Genomic DNA, 19,961 nt, shown 5'->3' with positions numbered 1-19,961 from the left:
CTTCGCACAGCCTGGTGCGGCAAAGCCGCACCAGGGCACCGGACAGCGACAGGTTTCGACAGCCGCCAATGCGGGAGAACAAGGACATGCTGCAGCAGATCGACGCCGGCCGGCTCTTCGTCTTCGACCCGCGCGGGCGCGTGGACAGCACGGAGACCCCCATCGCCCCGCGCCCGGCGAAGCTGGACGGGCTTCGCCTCGGCATCCTCGACAACAGCAAGTGGAACGCCAACAAGCTGCTGCGCGGCGCCCAGGCGGCGCTGGGCGGCCGCTTCGCCTTCGCCGCGGCGAATTACTACGTGAAGCACAGCTTCTCCAAGGATGCGGCGCCGGAGCTGATTGCGCGGATCGCCGCGGAATGCGACATCGTGCTGACCGCCATCGGCGATTGCGGCTCCTGTTGCTCCTGCTGCGTGCGCGACAGCATCGCGCTGGAGCGGCTGGGCGTCGCCGCCGCCTGCATCATCACCACGGAATTCGAGAAGGAGACGGCGCTGACCCGCGTGGCGCTGGGCATGCCCGGCCTTAGGCCCGTGGTCATCGACCACCCGGTCAGCTCCATCACCGCAGAGGAGGTGGCGGCCCGCGTCCGGCAGATCGAGACCCAGGCGGAGGCGGTCTGGCTCGGGCGCTGAGGCCGCGCCGGCTGCCGGAGCAGGATATCCGATCAGGTAATTCCACCTGATCGGATATTGCTCTAGCCTCCCCGGCAAGACCACCACCAGGGAGGCACGCCATGAAGCTCTACGATTCCATCGGCCCCAACCCGCGGGTCGTGCGCATCTTCATGGCGGAGCGCGGCGTCGAAGTGCCGCGCGTGACCCTGGACCTGATGGGCGGGGAGAACCGCCAGCCGCCGCACCTCGCCCGCAACCCGATGGGGCAGATGCCCTGCCTGGAGCTGGACGATGGCAGCCACCTCTCCGAGATCATTCCCATCTGCGAATACCTGGACGAGATCACGCCCGGCCCCTCGCTGATCGGCGCCACGCCGCAGCAGCGGGCGGAGACCCGCATGTGGGTGCGGCGCATCGACCTCAACATCGTGGAGCCTCTGACCAACGGCTTCCGCTTCAGCCAGGGGCTGAAGCTGTTCAAGGACCGGGTGCGCTGCCTGCCGGAGGCGGCGGAGGGGCTGAAGGCCATAGCCCAGGACAATCTCGCGAAGCTGGACCAGATGCTGGCGGGGCGCCAATTCGTCTGCCAGGAGAGGCTGACCCTGGCGGATATCCTGCTCTTCGCCTTCCTCGATTTCGGCAATCAGGTGAGGCAGCCGATCAACCCGGAATTCAAGGCCATTGCGGCGCATCATGCGATGATGGCGGCGCGGCCCAGCGCGCAGGCCTGAGCCCCACCCGGTCCCGGAGCGCCGATGTCCCACCTGTTTCACCACGGCCATCGCGCCCTCCAGGACCGCTTCGACGGTCGCCGCGTGGCGGATGCGCTGGAGGCCCGCCGCCGGGTGGCGGCCTTCCAGCCCGAGCATGTGGCGATGATCGAGGCCGCGCCCTTCTTCTTCCTGGCCACGGCGGCGGAGGGCGCGGTGGATTGCAGCTTCAAGGGCGGGCCGCCCGGCTTCGTCCGCGTCACCGGCCCGGCCGAGCTGGAATGGCCGGACTATGACGGCAATTCGATGTATCTCTCGCTCGGCAACATCGCGCTCAGCCCGCCGATCGGCATGCTGTTCCTGCCGATGGATGGGCGCTCGCTGCGCCTCAGGCTGCGCGGCCGGGCGGCGCTGGTGGAGGATGCGGCGCGGATCGCCGCCATCCCCGGGGCGCAGCGGCTGGTGCGGGTGGCGGTGACGGACATCTTTCCGAACTGCCCGCGCTATATCCCGGGCTTCGGCCAGGCGACGCCCTCGCCCTACCTGCCGGGGCCGGATGGCAGCGCGCCAGCGCCGGAATGGAAGGGGCGCGACTATATCCGCCCGCTGCTGCCGAAGGACGACCCGCATCGCCAGTAGGCGGCCGCAAGGGGGCGCCGTGGCGGCGTTGCAGGCAGCCCATGGCGCCTTCGGCGGCAGGCCGGGCCAGGGCCGGTGCTTTCCGGGGCCCTCGGCCGGTTCCGCGCCATCCGGTTCTGCTCTAGCCTCGCCGCAGCAGCAGGAGCTCGCCAGATGAACGTGATCGCCAGCCCGGACACCGACCTCGCCGCAGCCGCCAGGCGCGTGCTGCCCGCCGGCGGCTTCGGCAATTTCGCGCCGGAGGTCATCATCCGCGAGGGCAAGGGCGGCCGGGTCTGGGATGTCTCCGGCAAGGAATACATCGACTACCTGCTCGGCTCCGGCCCGATGTTCCTCGGCCATGGCCATCCCGAGGTGATCGAGGCCGTCCAGGCGCAGATCCCGAAGGGCTGCACCTTCTTCGCCAATAATGAGCACGGCATCCGCCTGGCCGAGGTGCTGACGGAGGCGCTGCCCTGCGCCGAGCGCGTCCGCTTCGTCAGCACCGGCTCCGAGGCCGACATGTACGCCATGCGCGTCGCCCGCGCCTTCCGCAAGCGCGACCGCATCCTGAAATTCGAGGGCGGCTACCACGGCATGTCCGATTGGGGGCTGATGAGCTTGGCGCCGAAGCGGCTGGCGAATTTCCCCGTCGCCGTGCCGGATTCCGCCGGCATCCCGAAGTCGATCCAGGAGGAGGTGCTGGTCGCCCCCTTCAACGACCTCGAGACCGCGAAGGCGATGATCGCGGCACATCATGACGAGCTCGGCGGCGTGATCGTCGAGCCCTTCCAGCGCCTGATCCCGCCCGCCCCCGGCTTCCTCCAGGGGCTGCGCGAGATCACCGCGCAATACGGCATTCCGCTGATCTTCGACGAGGTCGTCACCGGCTTCCGCTTCTGCTATGGCGGCGCGCAAAGCTATTACGGCGTCACCCCGGACCTCTGCACGCTGGGAAAAATCGTCGGCGGCGGCTTCGCCCTGGCGGCCATCGCCGGCCGGGCCGACATCATGGCGCATTTCGACCGCGGGCTGGTGGGGGATGACGGCTTTCTCATGCAGGTCGGCACCCTCTCCGGCAACCCCGTCGCCGCGGTGGCCGGGCTGAAGACGCTGGAGATCCTGAAGCGCCCCGGCGCCTATGACGGCGTCCTCGCCTATGGCCGGAAGATGATGGCGGAGCTGGCCGGGCTGCTGAAGCAGCGCGGCGTGCCAGGCCAGGTGCTGGGCGAGCCGACGCTGTTCGACGTGGTGTTCAGCGCCGAGGAACTGCGCGACTACCGCGCCGTCATGCGCGCCGACGCGAATATCGCCAAGGCGGTGAATGCCAGCCTGCGGGAGAGCGGCATCCTGAAGGGCGACAGCAAATACTACCTCTCCACCGCGCATGATGCGCGGGACTGCGACCAGACGCTCTCGGCCTTCGCCAAGGCGCTGGCCAGCCTGCCGGCGCGGTAGGCCGGGGGCGGGGTCCGGGCCATATGGGCGCCTTCGGGCTCCGGAGCTGGATCTGGAACAATTGGTGGAAGACCGCCCTGCTGCTGGCGGGCTTCCCCGTGCTGCTGCTGGTGCTGGGCTACGCCGTCGCCCTGCTGCTCGTCGCCTTCGCGGCGGAGGATGTGGTGGGCGGGTTGGCGGCGGCGCTGCGGCAGCTTCCCGTTGTGCTGCCCATCCTGGTGGCGGCCAGCCTGCTCTGGTTCCTCATCGCCTGGGCGCTGCACCAGCGCATCCTGGATGGGCTGAGCGGCGCCCGCCCAGTGACCCGGCAGGAGCAGCCGCGGCTGTGGAACGCGCTGGAGAACCTGGCCATCAGCCGCGGCATGCGGATGCCGCGGCTCGCCGTCATCGACAGCCCGGCGCGCAACGCCTTCGCCTCCGGCCTCTCTGCCCGCCAGGGTGCCGTCACCGTCACCACCGGCCTCCTCGAGGCGTTGGACGACCGCGAGCTGGAGGCGGTGCTGGCGCATGAGCTGACGCATATCCGCAACGGTGATGCCCGGCTTGCCGTGGTGGCGGCGGTCTTCGCCGGCATTATTTCCCTGCCCTTCCAGGTGATCTTCCGCAGCGGCCGCAGCCTGGCGGAGCCCTGGCGGATCGGCCTGCCCCGGCGCCGTTCCTCCTCTTCCTCGTCATCCGACAGCAGCAGCGGGAAGGGCGGGGGCGGTGCCGCCATCGTGCTGCTGCTGCTCGCGCTGCTGCTGATCGTGCTGGCGCATCTGGCGGTGATCGGGCTGCGCTTCGCCCTCTCCCGCAACCGGGAATTCCTCGCCGATGCCGGGGCGGTGGAGCTGACGCGGGACCCGGATGCGATGATCGCCGCGCTGCGCAAGGTTGCCGGGCATTCCGCCATGCCGCGCCTGCCCGCCTCGCTGCAGGCCATGCTGCTGGACAGCGAGGAGGGGGTGCTGGGCCATGCCTGGCTCGCCACCCACCCGACGCTGGAGGAGCGGATCGCGGCCCTCGCCCGCTATGCCGGCGGACGGGACCTGTCGCCTCAGCCCTTGGGCAGCTCCTTCTCCACCACCGCGGCCAGGATGCCGGCGCCATAGGGGATGGCTTCGTCGTTGAAGTCATAGCGCGGGTTGTGCACCTCGCAGCCGCCCGCCTCGCCCTCGCCATTGCCGACCAGGATGTAAGCCCCCGGCCGCTCCGCCAGCATGTAGGAGAAATCCTCGGAACCCATGGCGGGGGTGCGGTTCCGGTCCAGCTGCGCCTCTCCCACCATGGCGGCGGCGGCATCGGCAATCAGCGCGGTCTGTTCCGCGCCGTTCACCACCGGCACGGCGATCTCGCGGAAGGTCAGCTCCGCCGTCGCGCCATGGCCGCTGGCGATGGCGGTGGCCAGCGCCCGCATCCGCGCCTCCACCAGCCGCATCGTCTCCGTCCGGAAGGCCCGGACTGTGCCGCGCAGCGCCACCTTCTCCGGGATCACGTTATAGGCCGTGCCGGCGGAGAAGCCCGTCACGCTCACCACCGCCGTGTCGTTCGGCGCCACGTTGCGGGCGACGATGGACTGGAAGGCGGAAACGATGGCGGCGCCGCAGACCACCGGGTCCACCGTGGTCTCCGGCCGCGCGCCATGGCCGCCCTTGCCCCGGATCTCGAGGTCGAAGAAGCCGCAGCCGGCCATCATCGGCCCGGTGCAGATGCCGTAATGGCCGACCGGCATGCCCGGCCGGTTGTGCAGCCCATAGACCGCGTCGCAGGGGAAGCGCTCGAACAGCCCTTCCGCCACCATGGCCTGGGCGCCGCCCGTGCCTTCCTCCGCCGGCTGGAAGATGAAATGCACGATGCCGTCGAAATTCCGGGTCTCCGCCAGGTATTTGGCGGCGCCGAGCAGCATGGTGGTGTGGCCGTCATGGCCGCAGCCATGCATCTTGCCGGGGATGGTGCTGCGATGGGCGAACTCGTTCGCCTCCGGCATGTCCAGCGCATCCATGTCGGCGCGGAGGCCGATGGCGCGGTTGCCCCGCCCGTTGCGCAGCACGCCGACGACGCCGGTGCGGCCGATGCCGCGATGCACCTCGATCCCCATGGCCTCCAGCCGCTCGGCGACCAGGGCGCTGGTGCGGACCTCCTGGAACCCGGTCTCGGGATGGGCGTGGAAGTCGCGGCGCCAGGCGGTCAGCTCCGCCTGGTGGCGGCGGATATGGTCGATCGGGGTCGGGCGGTCGGGCAGCATCCTGGTAATATCGGCCGTCTAGGAAAGATGGGCAAATCCCGGCCGTTGCGCTAAGAAACCCCGCAGAGGCAAGTCATCCCATGGTCATGGCACATCTGGCGGAGGAAGCGGCGCGGCCGCGGCGGCTGGTGGAAGCCCCGCGCGGCCTCTCGCGCGGCATGCCGGTGCCCTGGTACATCAAGCTCGGGGTGAAGCTCGGCCTCGCCGCCATCGGGGTGCATGGCGCCCGGGCGCGCATGCTGGGCCTCGCCCGTCCCTCCTTCGGCGCCTCCGACCCCGCCAAGCTGGTCGGCACGCCGCAAGCCTGGTTCCAGCGGGCGACGGAGCTGCTGGGCCGCCGCCCCCGCACCCTGCTGGAAGTGGGGCCGGGGCGGATGGTGCTGCGGGCGCCGCTGCTCGCCGGGCTCGGCGCCGAATGCATCTGGTTCGTGGACCCTTCGGACAGTGCGCCGCGGGAGGCCGGGCCCTACCTGGCGGCCGCCGCCACCGGCCGGCTGCATGGCGTGATGTCGCCGGACCTCTCCGGCTGCGCCGACCGCGCCGCGGTGCTGGCCCGCAGCCATGCCAGGCTGCTGATCGGCGGGCCGGCGGCGCTCTCCGCCATTCCGGACGGCTCGGTGGACCTGGTGGTGAGCGAGGCGGTGCTGGAGCATGTGCGGCGGGAGGATCTGGCACCGCTGATGGCGCAGCTCCGCCGGGTGACGGCGCCGGACGGGCTTGGCCTGCATACGGTGGATTTCCAGGATCATCTGGGCGGCGGGCTGCAGCATCTGCGCTTCAGCGACCAATTCTGGGCCAGCCCGCTGGTCGGGCGGGCGGGGATCTACGTCAATCGGCTGGGGCTTTCGGCCATGGCCTCGCGCTTCCGGCGGGCGGGGTTCGCGGTGCAGGTGACCGAGGCGGTGGTGTGGCCGAAGCGGCCCCCGGGGCCGCGGCGGCCGCACCCGGATGCCATGCGGCCGGCAGGGGACGATTTGGTGGCGCGGGCCACGCTGGAGCTCCGGCCGGGCTGACACAGGGCGAGAGGGCGCTGCCCTCTTGCGCTCTCCCGGCAAGGCCCGAAGGGCCCCTCGCATCCCTGGGTTCGGCAACCGTCAGGCGGGGAGGGTGAGGGCTTGCGGCATCGCAGCGCATTCGTGCTGGAGGCGTTCCTGCCCTACCGGCTCTCCGTCGTCGCCAACCGGGCGTCGCGGCTGTTCGCCCGGCGCTATGCGGAGGCCTTCGGGCTGAGCGTGCCGGAATGGCGGGTGCTGGCGGTGCTGGGGCGGTTCGGCGGGCTTTCGGCCACCGAGGTCGCCGAGCGCACGGCGATGGACAAGGTGAAGGTCAGCCGGGCGGTGAAGCTGCTGCTGGACCGCGGGCTGGTGGAACGGACGGAAGATGCGGCGGATCGCCGCGTGCAGCGGCTGGCGATGACGGCGGAGGGCGCCCGCATCCATGCCGGCATCGTGCCGCATGCCAGGGCGCTGGAGGTGGAGCTGCTGGCCGGCTTCAGCCCTGCCGAGGCCGCCGCGCTGCAGGCCGTGCTGGACCGGCTGGAGGCAAGGCTGGCGGAGATGGGCGCCGAGGCGGCGGCAGACGGGCCGGATTGACGCACGGGCCCGCCCCAGCACCCGTCAGCACCCGCCAGTCCGGCGGGCCAGCCGTTGCCGGCGCAGCCTGCGGCCGAGGGATGCGGCGCAATTCACCGGCCCGGGCATAAGCTGTTCTGGACATTATAACTTGCAGGGCAGGACATCCCCGCGGGTGATTCCACCTGGCAGATTATTGCTCTAGCCTGCCGCCGCTGCCCAAGGGAGGTTCCGCATGCTCCGTCGCGCGCTGCTTGCCGCGCTCTGCCTGGCCTCGGCCGCCGGCACGGCCCTGGCCCAATCCAACGATCCCTCCTTCAGGATCGTCAACAACACGCCCAATACGGTGAATGAGGTCTATGCCTCGCCGTCCAGCGAGCGAAGCTGGGGGCATGACAGGCTCGGCACCTCCGTCATCGCGCCGGGCGGCACGCATATCGTCCGCCTGCCGGCGAATGGGCAGTGCGTCTACGACATCCGCATCGTCTACCAGAACAACACGGCGGAGGAGCGGCGGAACCTGAACACCTGCGCCCTGACCGATGTGGTGCTGGGCGGCAATACCGGCCCGGGGCCGCAGCAGCAGGCCCGCCCGCCGCGCGGCGGCGGGGAGCAGGGCAACCCCAGCTTCTACCTGCTGAACCAGACCGGCCGGGTGATCGAGGAATTCTATGCCTCGCCCTCCTCCCAGAGCAATTGGGGGCCGGACCGGCTGGGCGATGAGGTGGTGCAGCCCGGTAACCGCTTTGCCGTCCGCCTGCCCCAGGGCGAATGCACCTACGACATGCGCTGGGTGATGGAGGGCGGGCAGAGCCAGGAGCGCCGCGGCGTGAATGCCTGCCAGATCGAGAATTTCGTGGCGCGCTGAAGGAGCGCCGCACCCGGGGCTTGAACGCATAGGGTTCACCCCGGGCCGGAAGACTCCCGGTTTCCAAAGGCCCTTCGGCCTTTGGCAGGGGGAGCCCGAGGGGGACAGCGTCCCCCTCGGCCTTACGCCGCCGCCTTGATCGCCTTCCACACGCTTTCCGGCGTCGCCGGCCTGTCGCTATGCGCGCCGGAGAGCGCATCCACCAGCGCATTCATCAGCGCCGGCGGCGAGCCGACCGCCCCTGCCTCGCCCGCGCCCTTCACGCCGAGCGGATTGGTCTCGCAGGGGATGGAGACGAACTCCACCTCGATATCCGGCAGATCCTCCGCCCGCGGCAGCGCGTAGTCCTGGAAGGAGGCGGTGAGAAGCTGGCCGCTTTCCGGGTCATAGGCCGTGCGCTCCAGCACCGCCTGGCCGATGCCCTGCGCCACGCCGCCATGCACCTGGCCGCGCACAATCATCGGGTTGATGGCGTGCCCCACATCATCCACCACGACATAGCGCGCCACGGTGACGAGGCCGGTCTCCGGCTCCACCTCCACTTCCGCGATGTGGCAGCCATTGGGGAAGGTGTGGGATTTGATCTCCGCCACCTCCGCCGCGTCCAGCAGGGTCGCCGGCTCGCCCTTCGACGCGCGCTCGCGCTGGATGCGGGCGAGCTCGAGGATGTCCACGCCGCGATCGGTGCCGACCACGGTGAAGCGGCCGCCCTGCTGGGTGAATTCGATGTCGGACACCGCGGCTTCCAGATGCTCGGAGGCCGCCTGCTTGCCCTTCTCGATCACCGTCGCGGTGGTGAGCAGGATCGCCTGGCCCTCGGAGTAGAGGCTGCGCGCGCCGCCGGTGCCGCCGCCGGTCGGGATCTGATCCGAATCGCCCTGGACGATGCGGATCTTCTCGATCGGGATGCCGAGCTCATGGCTGGTCAGCATGGCATAGGCGGTTTCGTGCCCCTGGCCGGTGCTCTGGGTGCCGACCAGGACCTCGGCGAAGCCATCGGCGGCGAAGCGCACCTCGGCGCGTTCCGTCGGTCCGCCACCGGTCGCTTCCAGGTAGTAGGCAAGACCGATGCCGCGCCGCTTGCCCTGCGCCTCCGAGGCCGCCTTGCGCGCGGCGAAGCCGGCCCAGTCCACCTTCTGCAGCGCCGCATCCAGCACCGTGGCGAAATCGCCGCTGTCATAGCGCTGGCCCATGGCGGAGACGTAGGGCATGGCGTTCTGCGGCACCATGTTGCGGCGGCGCAGCTCGATCCGGTCGATGCCCAGCTCCCGCGCCGCGGCGTCGATCACCCGCTCCACCACGTAATTGCTCTCCGGCCGCCCGGCGCCGCGATAGGCGTCCACCGGCACGGTATGGGTGAGCACGCCGATGACATGGGCGTGGATGGCCTGGAAATCATAAACGCTGGCCAGCACCTTGGTGCCCGCCATGGTCGGGATCATCGGCGCGAAGGTGTTCAGGTAGGCGCCCATATTGGCGTAGTTGGTGGTGCGCAGCGCCAGGAACTTGCCGTCCTTGTCCAGCGCCAGCTCGGCCTCCGTGATGTTGTCGCGGCCATGGGTGTCGGACTGGAAGGCCTCGGTCCGCTCGCTGATCCACTTCACCGGGCGCCGCAGGGCACGGGCGGCCATGCAGACCAGGGCGTATTCGGCATAGAGGTAGAGCTTCATGCCGAAGCCGCCGCCGACATCCGGGGTGACCACGCGGAATTTCTCCGGCGGCAGGTTGAACACGCTGCCCGCCAGCAGGTCCTTCACCAGCCAGCTTCCCTGGGTGCCGCAGGTGAGGGTGAATTTCTCCTCCGCCGCGTCGTATTCCGCGGTGGCGGCCCGCACCTCCATGGAGGCGACGACAACGCGGTTGTTCACCACCCGCAGCTTCGTCACATGCGCCGCCTGGGCGAAAAGCGCATCCGCCTTCGCCTTGTCGCCGGTCTCCCAGTCGAAGGCGATGTTGTTCGGGATGCCGTCCCACACCAGCGGCGCGCCCGGCTGGTGGGCGGTGGCGAGGTCGGTGGCGGAGGGCAGCAGGTCGTAATCCACCAGGACGGCCTCGGCACCGTCGCGCGCCGCCTGCAGCGTCTCCGCCACCACGAAGGCGACGGGATCGCCGACATGGCGCACTTGGTCCTTGGCCAGCGCGCCGCGCGGCGTCGCGGCGCGGCTCGTGCCGTCGGCGTTCTTCAGCGGGATGACGCAGGGGATCTCGCCGAGGCCCTGCTCCTCCCAATCCTTGGCGGTGAACACCGCCAGCACGCCGGGGATGGCCAGGGCCGGGGCGGTGTCGATGGAGAGGATCCTCGCCGCGGCATGCGGGCTGCGCAGGACCACGCCGCGCACCGTGCCCTCCGGCGCGATGTCATCCGTGTAGCGGCCGCCGCCCTTCAGCAGCCGGGGGTCCTCGATGCGGCGCAGCGGCTGGCTCAGCCCGAATTTGGCCATGGGTGCCTCTCTCCCGAGATCGGTCTTGCCCCCATCATCCGTCACCTGCGCCCCTGAGGGGAAGGGGGCAGGTCCCCGGCGCCGCAGCGCGGCGCCGGGGCGGCGGGCCTAGTGCGCCCGGGCGCTGTCCTTCTTGTCCGGCGCCGGGCCGGGGCCCTGGCCGGGCCCATGGGTTTCCGGCGCCACCCCGAACCAGCCCTTCACCCTCTCCCGCACCGTCTGGAACACGACGTAGAGCATCGGGATCATGAAGATGCCGACGAGGGAGGCGGCGAGCATGCCGCCGAAGACCGGCGTGCCCACGGCGCGGCGGGAGAGCATGGCCGCCCCCGTCGCCGTCACCAGCGGCACCAGGCCGAGGCAGAAGGCGATGGAGGTCATCATCACCGCGCGGAAGCGGAGGCGGGAACCCTCGATGGCCGCATCCCGGATGGGCATGCCGCGCTCCCGCGCCTCCTTGGCGAATTCGATGATGAGGATGCCGTTCTTCGCCGCCAGCGCGATCAGCACGACGAGACCGATCTGCGCATAGACGTCGAGGCTGAGCCCCGCGATCTGGATGGCGAGGAAGGAGCCGAGCCCGCCCACCACCACGGACATGAGCACCGGCACCGGAATGGTCCAGCTCTCATAGAGCGCGACGAGGAAGAGGTAGGCGAACAGCACCGCCAGCGCGACGACGTAGATGGTCTGCCCCGCCGCCAGCTTCTCCTGGTAGGCCGTGCCGGTCCATTCGAAGCCGTAGCCCGCCGGCAGCACGCGGGCGGAAAGCTGCTCCATCGCCGCCAGCGCATCGCCGGAGGAGACGCCGGCGCGCGGCGAGCCGTTGACCAGCACCGCGCGGTAGTTGTTGTAGCGGCTGATGGTCTGCGGCCCGACCACGATCCGCACATCCGCCACGGCGCGCAGCGGCACCATGCTGCCGTTGTTGCTGCGCACCCGGATGCGCCAGATATCCTCGATCTCGTTGCGGTCCTGCGCCTCCGCCTGGATGTTCACCTGCCAGGTACGGCCGAACAGGTTGAGGTCGTTCACGTAGAACCCGCCCAGCGAGGCCTGCAGCGCCGAGAAGATGGAGCTGATGGGCACGCCGAGCGCCTGCGCCTTGTCCCGGTCCACGTCCAGGTAGATGGAGGGGGTGGCGGCCGAGAAGGTGGAGAAGACCTGCTGCAGCCGCGGATCCTGGTTGGCCGCGACGACGAGGCCGAGCATGGCGCTGCCGAGCTCTGCCGGGTCGCGCCCCGCCAGGTCCTGGAGCTGGTATTCGAAGCCGCCGCCAGTGCCGAGGCCGATGATCGGCGGCAGGTTGAAGGCGACGACGGTCGCGGTATTCACCGCGGCGCCGGCCTGGAAGACCCGGCCGATGGAGGCGAAGACGCTGTCGGCCGCCGCGGTGCGGTCCTCGAAGGGCCTGAGCCGGGCGACGATGAAGGCGGAGTTGGACTGCGCCCCCTGGTCGATGAGGGAGAAGCCGACGATGGAGAGCACGTTCTCCACCGCCGGGATCTGCTTCAGGATGCCCTCCACCTGCTCCACCGAGGCGCGGGTGCGGGAGAGGGAGGCGGCCTGGGGCAGGGAGACCTGGACGAAGAAAGTGCCCTGATCCTCCTGCGGGAGGAAGCCCTGCGGCGTCTTGCTGCCGATGGTGAAGATCGCGAAGGCGAGCCCCGCCGTGATGACCAGCGAGAGCACCGAGATGCGGACGATGCGCCGCACGATGCCCGCATAGCCGTCCCGCACCTTGTCGATGCCGCGCAGCACGTACTTGATGGGGCCGCGCTTCGGCCCGGTATGCCGCAGGAACAGCACGCAGAGCGCGGGGGAGAGGGTGAGGGCGTTGATCGCCGAGATCACCATCGCCGCCGAGATGGTCACCGCGAACTGCCGGAACAGCACGCCGGACAGGCCCGGGATGAAGGCGATGGGGACGAAGACCGAGAGCAGCACCAGGGTGATGGCGATGATCGGCGCGGTGATCTCCGCCATCGCCTGCTTCACCGCCCGGGCCGGCGTCCAGTCCGGGTGCTCCTCCATCACCCGCTCGACATTCTCCACCACCACGATGGCGTCGTCCACGACGATGCCGATGGCGAGCACCATGGCGAGCAGCGAGATGGTGTTGGCGCTGTAGCCGATGCTGAGCAGGATGGCGAAGGAGCCGATGAGGCTGACCGGCACCGCGATGGTCGGGATCAGCGTCGCCCGGAAGCTGCCGAGGAAGAGGTAGACCACGACGACGACGAGGACGAAGGCCTCCAGCAGCGTCTTGATGACCTCCTGGATCGTGTCCACGACGAAGGTCGAGCTGTCATAGAGGACCTGCGCCTTCATCCCCTCCGGGAAGCGGGTCGCCAGCTCGTCGAGCGTCGCCGTCATGGCGGCGGAGACCGAGACGGCATTGGCGCCCGGGGAAAGATAGACGCCCATGGTGATGGCCGGCTGGCCGTTCAGCCGGCTGACCGTGTCCTGCGCCTGGGCGCCGAGCTCCACCCGCGCCACGTCCCGCACCCGCAGCACGGAGCCGTCGGGGTTGGCGCGGATGACGATGTTGCCGAATTGCTCCGGCGTCACCAGACGGCCGAGCGTCTGGATGTTCATCTGGAATTGCTGGCTGTCCGGCATCGGCTGGGCGCCGATGCGGCCGACCGCGGCCTGGATGTTCTGGCTCTGGATCGCCGTGACGATGTCCTGCGGCGTCAGGTTCAGGCTGGTCAGCCGGTCGATCTCGAACCAGACGCGCATGGAGTAGTTCTGCGCGCCGAACAGGTTCACCTGGCCGACGCCCGGCACCCGCGCCAGCCGGTCGATCATGTTGATCGTGGCGTAGTTCGAGAGGAAGAGCGGCGGGTGGTCCGGGTTGGTCGAGGTCAGCGCGATGAATTGCAGCACCGAGGAGGATTGCTTGCGGACGATGAGGCCCGCGCGCTGCACCTCGGTCGGCAGCCTGGCCAGGTTGGCCTGGATGCGGTTGTTGACGTTGACGGTGTTGATGTCCGGGTTGCTGCCCAGGGCAAAGCTGACGTTGAGCTGGTAGGTGCCGTCATTGGCGCTGTTCGAGCGCATGTAGATCATGTTCTCGACGCCGTTGACGGCGCTTTCGATGATCTGCCCGACGGTGGCCTCCACCACCGCCGCCGAGGCGCCGGGATAGGTGGCCTGCACCGAGACCTGGGGCGGCACGATGTCCGGGAATTGCGCGACGGGGATGCGCAGCAGGGCGAGGGCGCCGGCAAGGGTGGTGACGATCGCGATGACGATCGCCAGCCGCGGCCGGTCGACGAAGACGCCTGAGATCATGCCGGCTCAGCCCTGCCTTCCGCCGGCGGGGGCGCCGCCTGGCGCGCCACCTGCGGGCCGCGGCGGCTCCCCGGCCGGGCTGGGGTTGACCGGCTGGCCCGGCCGCACCCGCTGCAGCCCCTCGCTGATGACCGTCTCGCCGCCCTGCAGCCCGTCCTCGATCACCACATTCTCGTTCAGCGCCTGGCCCAGGCGGACGCCGCGGCGCTGCGCCTGGTTCCCCTCGCCGACCACCAGCACGTAATTGCCGCCCTGGTCCTGCAGCACGGCGGCGCGGGGCAGGACGATGGCCTGCACCGGCTCCGCCCCCTCCACCGCCACGGTGACGAACTGCCCGTCGATCAGTTCCCGGTCGCCGGCGCCGGCCTGCACCCCGGTCCGCTTCGGGTTGGGGATCAGGGCGCGGACCAGCAGGCTGTCCGTGTTGCGGTCCACCTGGGTGTCGATGAAGTCGATCCGCCCGGCATGGGGATAGACCCGGCCATCGGTCAGGCGGATGCGGACCACCACGGCGTTCACCCCGCCGCGGCTCTCATAGCGGTTGCGCAGCTCGAGCCCGGCGCGGGAGGAGACGGTGAAGGCGACGCGCATCGGGTCCTGGCTGACGATGGTCGCCAGCGGCTCGGTCAGGCTGGGCGTTACCACATTGCCCGGCGTCAGGATGGCGCGGCCGATCTTGCCGTCGATCGGGGAGATGATGTCGGTGTAGCCGAGATTGATCTCGGCGACGCGCACCGCCGCCTGGGCGCCGAGGAGCTGGGCATTGGCCGTGCGTTCCTGCGCCTGGGCGTTGTCCAGGTTCACCTGGGTGCCGGCGCCGGTCTGCCGCAGCTCCCGCGCCCGGGCGAGGGAGACCCGGGCGTTCTCCAGCGTTGCCTGGGCGGAGGCGACATTGGCGCGGGCCTGTTCGAGCTGCGCCTCGAAGGGCGGCTTCTCGATGCGGAAGAGCACGTCGCCCGCCGTCACCTCCTGCCCTTCCTGGAACAGGCGTTCCTGCAGGAAGCCGGTGACGCGGGCGCGGACATCCACGCGGTTCACCGCCTCGATCCGTCCGGTGAATTCGGTGCTTTCGGTGACCGGCCGGCGTTCCGCGGTGATGACGCCGACGGCGGGCGGGCCCTGTGGACCGAACTGCGCCTGCGCCGCGCCCCCTCCGGCCAAAAGGATGAGCAGGAGCAGAAAGCGCGTCAGCAGCATGCGTCCAATTCCGGTCGGGGACGCGGCGCGGCGGGCGGGTGCGCCCGCTGCCGTGCCGCGTCGGGAGGGCGGCCAGGGCAGGTCTCGCTGGCCGTGATCGACCGGCGGGTCTGCCCTAGAAACAGGGCTCAATTTCAGAACAGCCTCAGCCGGGCTGGAACGGAGATAGTTCCGGCCCGGCTGAGGCTGCCCAGGACGGCAGGGGTGCGAGGCATTCCCGGCCGATAAGCCTCTGGCGTCGTGATTTGGCCCTGCCCGCGCAAGCGGGCAAGGCCTGTTGCAATTATATTCGCAATGTCGTCATGCGTAGCGGAAGGCGGCATCCTCCAGATCGATGGCCGGGAAGGCGTCCTTCTCCGCCCAGTAATCCTGGTTGTGCTGCCATTCCGGCTTGTCGCCGCGCTTCGGCAGCAGGTGCAGGCCGCGCATCAGGTAGCCCGGGTTGAAGTTCTCCGGGTCGATCCATGGCAGCAGCGGCATGTTGTGGTCCTCCGGCCGCAGCGCGACCTCGACCCGCTTCGCCCCCTTCTGCTCCATGTGCGACAGCAGGCGGCAGACGAAATCCCCCACCAGGTCGGCCCTGAGCGTCCAGCTCGCGCGGAAATAGCCGAACACCCAGACCATGTTGGGGATGCCGGTGAACATCATGCCCCGATAGGTCACCGTCTCATGGAAGGCGAGCGGCTTGCCGTCGATCTCGAAGGCGATGTCGCCCAGCACGTTCAGGTCGAAGCCGGTGGCGGCGACGATCAGGTCCGCCTCCAGATGCCCGCCGGATTTGAGCTGGATGCCGGTGGCGTCGAAGGATTCGATCTCGTCGGTGACGACGGAGGCATCGCCCTTCGCCACTGCCTGGAACAGGTCGGCGTCGGGGACGAAGGCGATGCGCTGGCGCCAGGGCCGGTAGCTCGGCGTGAAATGCGTGCCGATGTCGTAGTCCGGGCCGAGGATGTTGCGCAGATTGCCCAGCATCTCCGCCTTCACCTTGTCGGGCTCGGTGAAGCAGCGTTCGGTGAACTTGGCCTGTTCGTAGAGGATCTTGCGGCGGGTGATCTCGTGGATCCATTCCTCCTGGATCCCGAGCGCGCGCAGCTCCTCGGCGATCTCGATGGCGTTGCGCCCGGTGCGGAAATAGGTGGGGGTGCGCTGCAGCATCGTCACATGCGCGGCGCGCCCGGCCATGGCCGGCACCATGGTGGCGGCGGAGGCGCCGGAGCCGATGACGACCACGCGCTTGCCGGCATAGTCCAGCCCTTCCGGCCATTCCTCGGAATGGACGATCTGGCCCTTGAAGGCGTCCATGCCGGGCCATTGCGGCATGTAGCCGCGATTGTGCCGGTAATAGCCCTGGCACATGTAGAGGAAGTTGGCGGTGAAGCAGACCGCCTCCCCGGTATCGGTCCGCGTCGCGTCGATGGTCCAGAGATTGGTCTCGCTGGACCAGCTCGCATGGTCGATGCGGTGCTGGTAGCGGATATGTGGGGTGAGGCCGTTCTCCTCGATCACCTCGCCCATGTAGCTGCGGATCTCCTCCGCCGTGGCGATGGGCGGGCCGACCCAGGGCTTGAACCGGTAGCCGAAGGTATGCAGGTCGGAATCGGAACGGATGCCGGGGTATTTGTGCGTCCACCAGGTGCCGCCGAAGGTCTCCTCCCGCTCCAGCACCACGAAGCTGGTGCCGGGGCGCTGGGTAGTGAGGTGATAGGCGGCGCCGACGCCGGAAATGCCGGCGCCGACAATCAGTACGTCGACATGTTCGACCTTGGCGGGGCGGGGGCGGGCGAGCGGGGATATCTCGGACATTGTCTCCGTCTTCTGCGCGGTTGTGGCAGCCAGCCTGACATGAAGGGACGGGTGGGGCGAGGCAAAACTCCCTTCACCCCCTGGTGACCGGGGTGGCGGGGCGGGATTACGCTACGCGGGTAGCGACGAAGGAGCGGGCGATGGACGGCGGCTTCACCCTGGCGCGGGGCCTGACGGCGGGCGGGTTCGGCGGGACCGTGACCCTTGCGGGCGCAGGCGCGGCGGAGTTCGTTGCGGCGGCGGAGGCGACGCCCGGCGCGCTGCCCGCCGCGCTGGCGGAATGCGGCGGGGTGCTGCTGATCCCTGGCATGGGCGGCATGGCGGAAGCGCCGGAGCTGCTGCTCCGCCTCAGCCGCCTTTTCGGCCCGGAGGTGGAGAATTACCGCGAAACCGGCATGGCGCCGAACATGATCCACCCGGAGGTGCCGGAGATCTTCGTCGTCTCCAACATCCCGCCGGTCTGCCGCACGCCGCCCGCGATGCCGGACCCGCCGCTGACTGCGGAGGGGAAGTTCCCGGTGCAATTCCCGCAGCGCCGCGGCTGGCACAGCGACCAGAGCTACCGCCGCCCGCCGCCCGATGTCTCGCTCTTCCTCGGCGTGCGGACGGTGCCGCGCGGCCAGGGCCAGACCCTCTTCGCCGATGCCACCGCGGCCTATGAGGCGCTCTCGCCCGAGATGAAGGCGCGGATCGAGGGGCTGGACGGGCTGCATATCAGCGGCGGGCTCGGGCGGCGGCGGGAGGCGGTGCTGGCCGGCACCCCCGCCCCGGCGCTGAAGCCGAGCCAGTTGCCGCAGCGCCAGCCCCTGGTGCGGGAGCATCCGGTCACCGGCAAGCGCGCCCTCTATATGTGCGAATACGGGCAGATGGATTGGCTGGAAGGCCCCATCTTCGGCATGGAGCCGGGGCCGCATGGCGAGGGCGCGAAGCTGCTGGAGGCGCTGATGGCCCACTGCACGCAGGAGCGCTTCGTCTATGTCCATGAATGGACGCCGGGCGACCTCGTCATCTGGGACAATCGCTGCACCCTGCACGCCGCCACCTGGTTCGATGCCGAGCATGAGGCGCGGGTGATGTGGCGCACCACGGTCAGCGGCAATCCGGGCGCGCTCTATGCCGGGGAGGCGAAGAGCTGGCTCGTGGCGGCGGAGTGATGCCGCCGAGGAACGTCGTCTTCGACCTGGGCGGGGTGCTGATCGACTGGGACCCGCGCCACCTCTACCGCAAGCTCTTCCCCGGCGACGCGCCGGGGATGGAGCGCTTCCTGGCAGAGGTGTGCACCGGGGAGTGGAACCTGGCGCAGGATGCCGGGCGCAGCTGGGCGGAGGCCACGGCGCTGCTGAAGGCGCAGCATCCGGAGAAGGCGGCGCTGATCGATGCCTACCACCTGCGCTGGCCGGAGATGATCGCCGGCCCGATCGAGGGGACGGTCGCCGTGCTGGCGGAGCTGCATGCCCAGGGCACGCCGCTCTACGGCCTGACCAATTGGTCGGCGGAAACCTACCCCGTGGCGCTGGAGCGCTTCGATTTCATGGCGTGGTTCCGTGGCGTGGTGGTCAGCGGCACGGAGAGGATCGTGAAGCCCGACCCACGCATCTACCGGCTGCTGCTGGAGCGCTTCGGGCTGGCGGCGGCGGAGACGGTCTTCATCGACGACAAGCCGCGCAATGCGGCGGCGGCGAGCGCGCTCGGGATGCATGGCGTGCATTTCACCACGCCGGAGGCGCTGCGGTTGGAGCTGGTGGGGCTGGGAGTGCTGGCGGGGTAAAGCAGATCGCTGTAGGGCGCATCGCCTGAAGGCGTGAATCTGCTCTGCATACGAAGGCGTAGAGCGCTTTCGGTGAACGCATATGAACCGAAAACGCTCTAGAGCAGCCTCCGACCTGATGGATCACCGCGTGCTCCATCAGGTCGGAGATAAACTGCTCTAGCTGTTGTACTTTCTAGAGCAAGAGAGCCGAACAGGTGATTCCACCTGATCGGATATTGCTCTAGCCGGCCCCTATTGCAGCAGTACCGCCCCCAGCACCCCGCCCCCGGCCAGCACCCAGAGGGGGTTGTAATCCGTCCGCCAGACGAAGATCGTGGACACCGCCACCACCAGCAGCGGCCACAGCCCATGGCTGTAGGAGGCCTGGGCCATGGTCAGCCCCGCCGCCAGGATCAGCCCGATCGCCACCGGCACCAGCCCGCCCTGGGCCGGCTTCAGCCAGGGCGCGCCGCGCAGCCGCCAGGCCAGCCCGGCCATGCCCCAGGCCAGCACCGCCGCCGGCACCAGCATGCCGAGCGTCGCCGCCGCCATGCCGGACACGCCGGCCACCTGCCAGCCCATCACGCTGGCCACCAGGATGTTCGGCCCGGGCGCCGCCTGGGCCAGGGCGTAGAGCTGGGAGAAGGTGGCGTCATCCATCCACCCCCGCAGCTCGACCAGCTGGCGGTGCATCTCCGGCAGCACGGCATTGGCGCCGCCCACCGCCACCAGGGAGAGGATGGAGAAGGTCAGCAGGATCTGCAGCACCAGGGTCATCGCGCCGCCCCCTTCGCCCCGCCCAGCAGCCCCGCCCGCCACAGGGAGAAGGCGATGGAGACCGGCGCCAGCAGCACCACGATCAGCGGCAGGGGCAGGCGGAAGACGAAGGCCGCGATGGCGGCCAGCAGCAGCACCGCCAGCGCCTCCACGGAGAGTTTCAGCTTGCCCGTCATCTTCAGCGCGGTGCCGATCACCATGCCGGCCGCCCCCGCGGCGATGCCGTTCATCACCGGCGCCACGGCGGGCAGCTGGCCGTAGCGGTCATAGAAGAGGCAGAGGCCGATCAGGATGATGAGCGGCGCGAAGTAGAGCCCGGCGGTGGCCAGCAGCGCCCCCGCCAGCCCGTGGAAGCGCCGCCCGATCATCACCGCCGCATTGCCCACATTCGGCCCGGGCAGGATCTGCCCCATACCGAGGATCTCGGCATAGTCCCGCTCCGTCAGCCAGCGCCGCTCCTCCACGATGACGCGGCGGGCCCAGGCGGCGACGCCGCCGAAGCCGAACAGGCCGATCTTCAGATAGCCGAAGAAAAGCGCGCCAGGGGTGGGATGGGTCAGCGCCGGCGGGGCGTCGGACAAGGGGCAGGTCTCCGGGTGGGCCGCCATGCTGGCCCGGATCGGCGGCGGG

At 69.8% G+C, this 19,961-nt stretch carries 17 protein-coding genes; 10 read left to right on the top strand and 7 right to left on the bottom strand.

Annotation, left to right across the window (positions count from 1 at the left end; all coding sequences use genetic code 11):
* The first annotated feature begins 86 nt into the window (after positions 1-86).
* The 5 genes from NJ376_RS02240 to NJ376_RS02220 all read left to right on the top strand — a co-directional run bounded on the left by NJ376_RS02240 (position 87) and on the right by NJ376_RS02220 (position 4,494).
* Positions 87-635, top strand: a complete 549-nt coding sequence (locus NJ376_RS02240) for a UGSC family (seleno)protein (RefSeq protein ID WP_252951593.1) — start codon at positions 87-89, stop codon at positions 633-635.
* A gap of 101 nt (positions 636-736) precedes the next feature.
* Positions 737-1,348 (top strand): glutathione S-transferase family protein, encoded by a 612-nt coding sequence (locus NJ376_RS02235; RefSeq protein WP_252951591.1) that lies wholly within the window; start codon positions 737-739, stop codon positions 1,346-1,348.
* A gap of 24 nt (positions 1,349-1,372) precedes the next feature.
* On the top strand, positions 1,373-1,966 hold the full coding sequence (locus NJ376_RS02230) for a pyridoxamine 5'-phosphate oxidase family protein (RefSeq protein ID WP_252951589.1): 594 nt from the start codon (positions 1,373-1,375) through the stop codon (positions 1,964-1,966).
* 153 nt (positions 1,967-2,119) lie between these two features.
* Positions 2,120-3,403: an aspartate aminotransferase family protein gene (locus tag NJ376_RS02225; RefSeq protein ID WP_252951587.1), complete on the top strand. Its 1,284-nt coding sequence runs from the start codon at positions 2,120-2,122 to the stop codon at positions 3,401-3,403.
* Positions 3,404-3,426: 23 nt separating this feature from the next.
* Entirely contained in the window at positions 3,427-4,494 is a 1,068-nt protein-coding gene (locus NJ376_RS02220) for a M48 family metalloprotease (protein WP_252951585.1), read from the top strand.
* Here the strand turns inward: NJ376_RS02220 and NJ376_RS02215 are convergent.
* On the bottom strand, positions 4,440-5,627 hold the full coding sequence (locus tag NJ376_RS02215; RefSeq protein WP_252951583.1) for a M20 aminoacylase family protein: 1,188 nt from the start codon (positions 5,625-5,627) through the stop codon (positions 4,440-4,442). The two genes, NJ376_RS02220 and NJ376_RS02215, sit on opposite strands and share 55 nt — an antisense overlap.
* Positions 5,628-5,707: 80 nt before the next feature.
* Here NJ376_RS02215 and NJ376_RS02210 point away from each other — a divergent pair, with 80 nt between their 5' ends.
* From NJ376_RS02210 to NJ376_RS02200, 3 genes are all read left to right on the top strand, one after another.
* Positions 5,708-6,640: a class I SAM-dependent methyltransferase gene (locus NJ376_RS02210; protein WP_252951580.1), complete on the top strand. Its 933-nt coding sequence runs from the start codon at positions 5,708-5,710 to the stop codon at positions 6,638-6,640.
* A 102-nt stretch (positions 6,641-6,742) separates the two neighbouring features.
* Positions 6,743-7,219 carry a MarR family winged helix-turn-helix transcriptional regulator gene (locus NJ376_RS02205; RefSeq protein WP_252951578.1) on the top strand — a complete coding sequence of 159 codons (477 nt, stop codon included), beginning with the start codon at positions 6,743-6,745 and terminating at the stop codon, positions 7,217-7,219.
* A 214-nt stretch (positions 7,220-7,433) separates the two neighbouring features.
* Complete coding sequence (locus NJ376_RS02200; protein ID WP_252951577.1) at positions 7,434-8,066, top strand: hypothetical protein; 633 nt, start codon at positions 7,434-7,436, stop codon at positions 8,064-8,066.
* Positions 8,067-8,188: 122 nt separating this feature from the next.
* Here NJ376_RS02200 and NJ376_RS02195 read toward each other — a convergent pair whose 3' ends face one another.
* The 4 genes from NJ376_RS02195 to NJ376_RS02180 all read right to left on the bottom strand — a co-directional run bounded on the left by NJ376_RS02195 (position 8,189) and on the right by NJ376_RS02180 (position 16,804).
* A complete protein-coding gene (locus NJ376_RS02195) occupies positions 8,189-10,507 on the bottom strand; it encodes a xanthine dehydrogenase family protein molybdopterin-binding subunit (protein ID WP_252951576.1) in 2,319 nt (772 codons plus the stop codon).
* Between the two features lie 108 nt (positions 10,508-10,615).
* Complete coding sequence (locus tag NJ376_RS02190) at positions 10,616-13,804, bottom strand: efflux RND transporter permease subunit (RefSeq protein ID WP_252951575.1); 3,189 nt, start codon at positions 13,802-13,804, stop codon at positions 10,616-10,618.
* Positions 13,805-13,810: 6 nt separating this feature from the next.
* Positions 13,811-15,001: an efflux RND transporter periplasmic adaptor subunit gene (locus tag NJ376_RS02185; RefSeq protein WP_252951574.1), complete on the bottom strand. Its 1,191-nt coding sequence runs from the start codon at positions 14,999-15,001 to the stop codon at positions 13,811-13,813.
* Between the two features lie 300 nt (positions 15,002-15,301).
* Complete coding sequence (locus NJ376_RS02180) at positions 15,302-16,804, bottom strand: flavin-containing monooxygenase (protein WP_252951573.1); 1,503 nt, start codon at positions 16,802-16,804, stop codon at positions 15,302-15,304.
* Between the two features lie 140 nt (positions 16,805-16,944).
* On the opposite strand from NJ376_RS02180, the gene NJ376_RS02175 reads away from it, so the two are divergent.
* Together NJ376_RS02175 and NJ376_RS02170 are read left to right on the top strand one after the other, a co-directional pair.
* Entirely contained in the window at positions 16,945-17,958 is a 1,014-nt protein-coding gene (locus tag NJ376_RS02175; protein WP_252951571.1) for a TauD/TfdA dioxygenase family protein, read from the top strand.
* Positions 17,958-18,572, top strand: coding sequence for an HAD family hydrolase (locus NJ376_RS02170; RefSeq protein ID WP_252951570.1), 615 nt, complete (start codon positions 17,958-17,960; stop codon positions 18,570-18,572). Before NJ376_RS02175 ends, NJ376_RS02170 begins: the two co-directional genes overlap by 1 nt.
* A gap of 234 nt (positions 18,573-18,806) precedes the next feature.
* Here NJ376_RS02170 and NJ376_RS02165 read toward each other — a convergent pair whose 3' ends face one another.
* Both NJ376_RS02165 and NJ376_RS02160 read right to left on the bottom strand, forming a co-directional pair.
* Positions 18,807-19,331, bottom strand: a complete 525-nt coding sequence (locus NJ376_RS02165; protein WP_252951569.1) for a chromate transporter — start codon at positions 19,329-19,331, stop codon at positions 18,807-18,809.
* On the bottom strand, positions 19,328-19,912 hold the full coding sequence (locus tag NJ376_RS02160) for a chromate transporter (RefSeq protein WP_252951568.1): 585 nt from the start codon (positions 19,910-19,912) through the stop codon (positions 19,328-19,330). The genes NJ376_RS02165 and NJ376_RS02160 overlap by 4 nt, the downstream gene beginning before the upstream one ends.
* Between the last annotated feature and the right edge of the window lie 49 nt (positions 19,913-19,961).

It is taken from the genome of Siccirubricoccus soli, from assembly GCF_024178315.1.
GTDB classification, from domain to species: domain Bacteria; phylum Pseudomonadota; class Alphaproteobacteria; order Acetobacterales; family Acetobacteraceae; genus Siccirubricoccus; species Siccirubricoccus soli.
Note: the sequence above shows the minus strand (reverse complement) of the source record. Positions and strands in the feature narration are given on the sequence as shown.

Coding starts and splice junctions, on each gene's coding strand:
- NJ376_RS02240 (WP_252951593.1), top strand. CDS start 87: ATGCTGCAGCAGATCGACGCCGGCCGGCTCTTCGTCTTCGACCCGCGC.
- NJ376_RS02235 (WP_252951591.1), top strand. CDS start 737: ATGAAGCTCTACGATTCCATCGGCCCCAACCCGCGGGTCGTGCGCATC.
- NJ376_RS02230 (WP_252951589.1), top strand. CDS start 1,373: ATGTCCCACCTGTTTCACCACGGCCATCGCGCCCTCCAGGACCGCTTC.
- NJ376_RS02225 (WP_252951587.1), top strand. CDS start 2,120: ATGAACGTGATCGCCAGCCCGGACACCGACCTCGCCGCAGCCGCCAGG.
- NJ376_RS02220 (WP_252951585.1), top strand. CDS start 3,427: ATGGGCGCCTTCGGGCTCCGGAGCTGGATCTGGAACAATTGGTGGAAG.
- NJ376_RS02215 (WP_252951583.1), bottom strand. CDS start 5,627: ATGCTGCCCGACCGCCCGACCCCGATCGACCATATCCGCCGCCACCAG.
- NJ376_RS02210 (WP_252951580.1), top strand. CDS start 5,708: ATGGTCATGGCACATCTGGCGGAGGAAGCGGCGCGGCCGCGGCGGCTG.
- NJ376_RS02200 (WP_252951577.1), top strand. CDS start 7,434: ATGCTCCGTCGCGCGCTGCTTGCCGCGCTCTGCCTGGCCTCGGCCGCC.
- NJ376_RS02195 (WP_252951576.1), bottom strand. CDS start 10,507: ATGGCCAAATTCGGGCTGAGCCAGCCGCTGCGCCGCATCGAGGACCCC.
- NJ376_RS02190 (WP_252951575.1), bottom strand. CDS start 13,804: ATGATCTCAGGCGTCTTCGTCGACCGGCCGCGGCTGGCGATCGTCATC.
- NJ376_RS02185 (WP_252951574.1), bottom strand. CDS start 15,001: ATGCTGCTGACGCGCTTTCTGCTCCTGCTCATCCTTTTGGCCGGAGGG.
- NJ376_RS02180 (WP_252951573.1), bottom strand. CDS start 16,804: ATGTCCGAGATATCCCCGCTCGCCCGCCCCCGCCCCGCCAAGGTCGAA.
- NJ376_RS02175 (WP_252951571.1), top strand. CDS start 16,945: ATGGACGGCGGCTTCACCCTGGCGCGGGGCCTGACGGCGGGCGGGTTC.
- NJ376_RS02170 (WP_252951570.1), top strand. CDS start 17,958: ATGCCGCCGAGGAACGTCGTCTTCGACCTGGGCGGGGTGCTGATCGAC.
- NJ376_RS02165 (WP_252951569.1), bottom strand. CDS start 19,331: ATGACCCTGGTGCTGCAGATCCTGCTGACCTTCTCCATCCTCTCCCTG.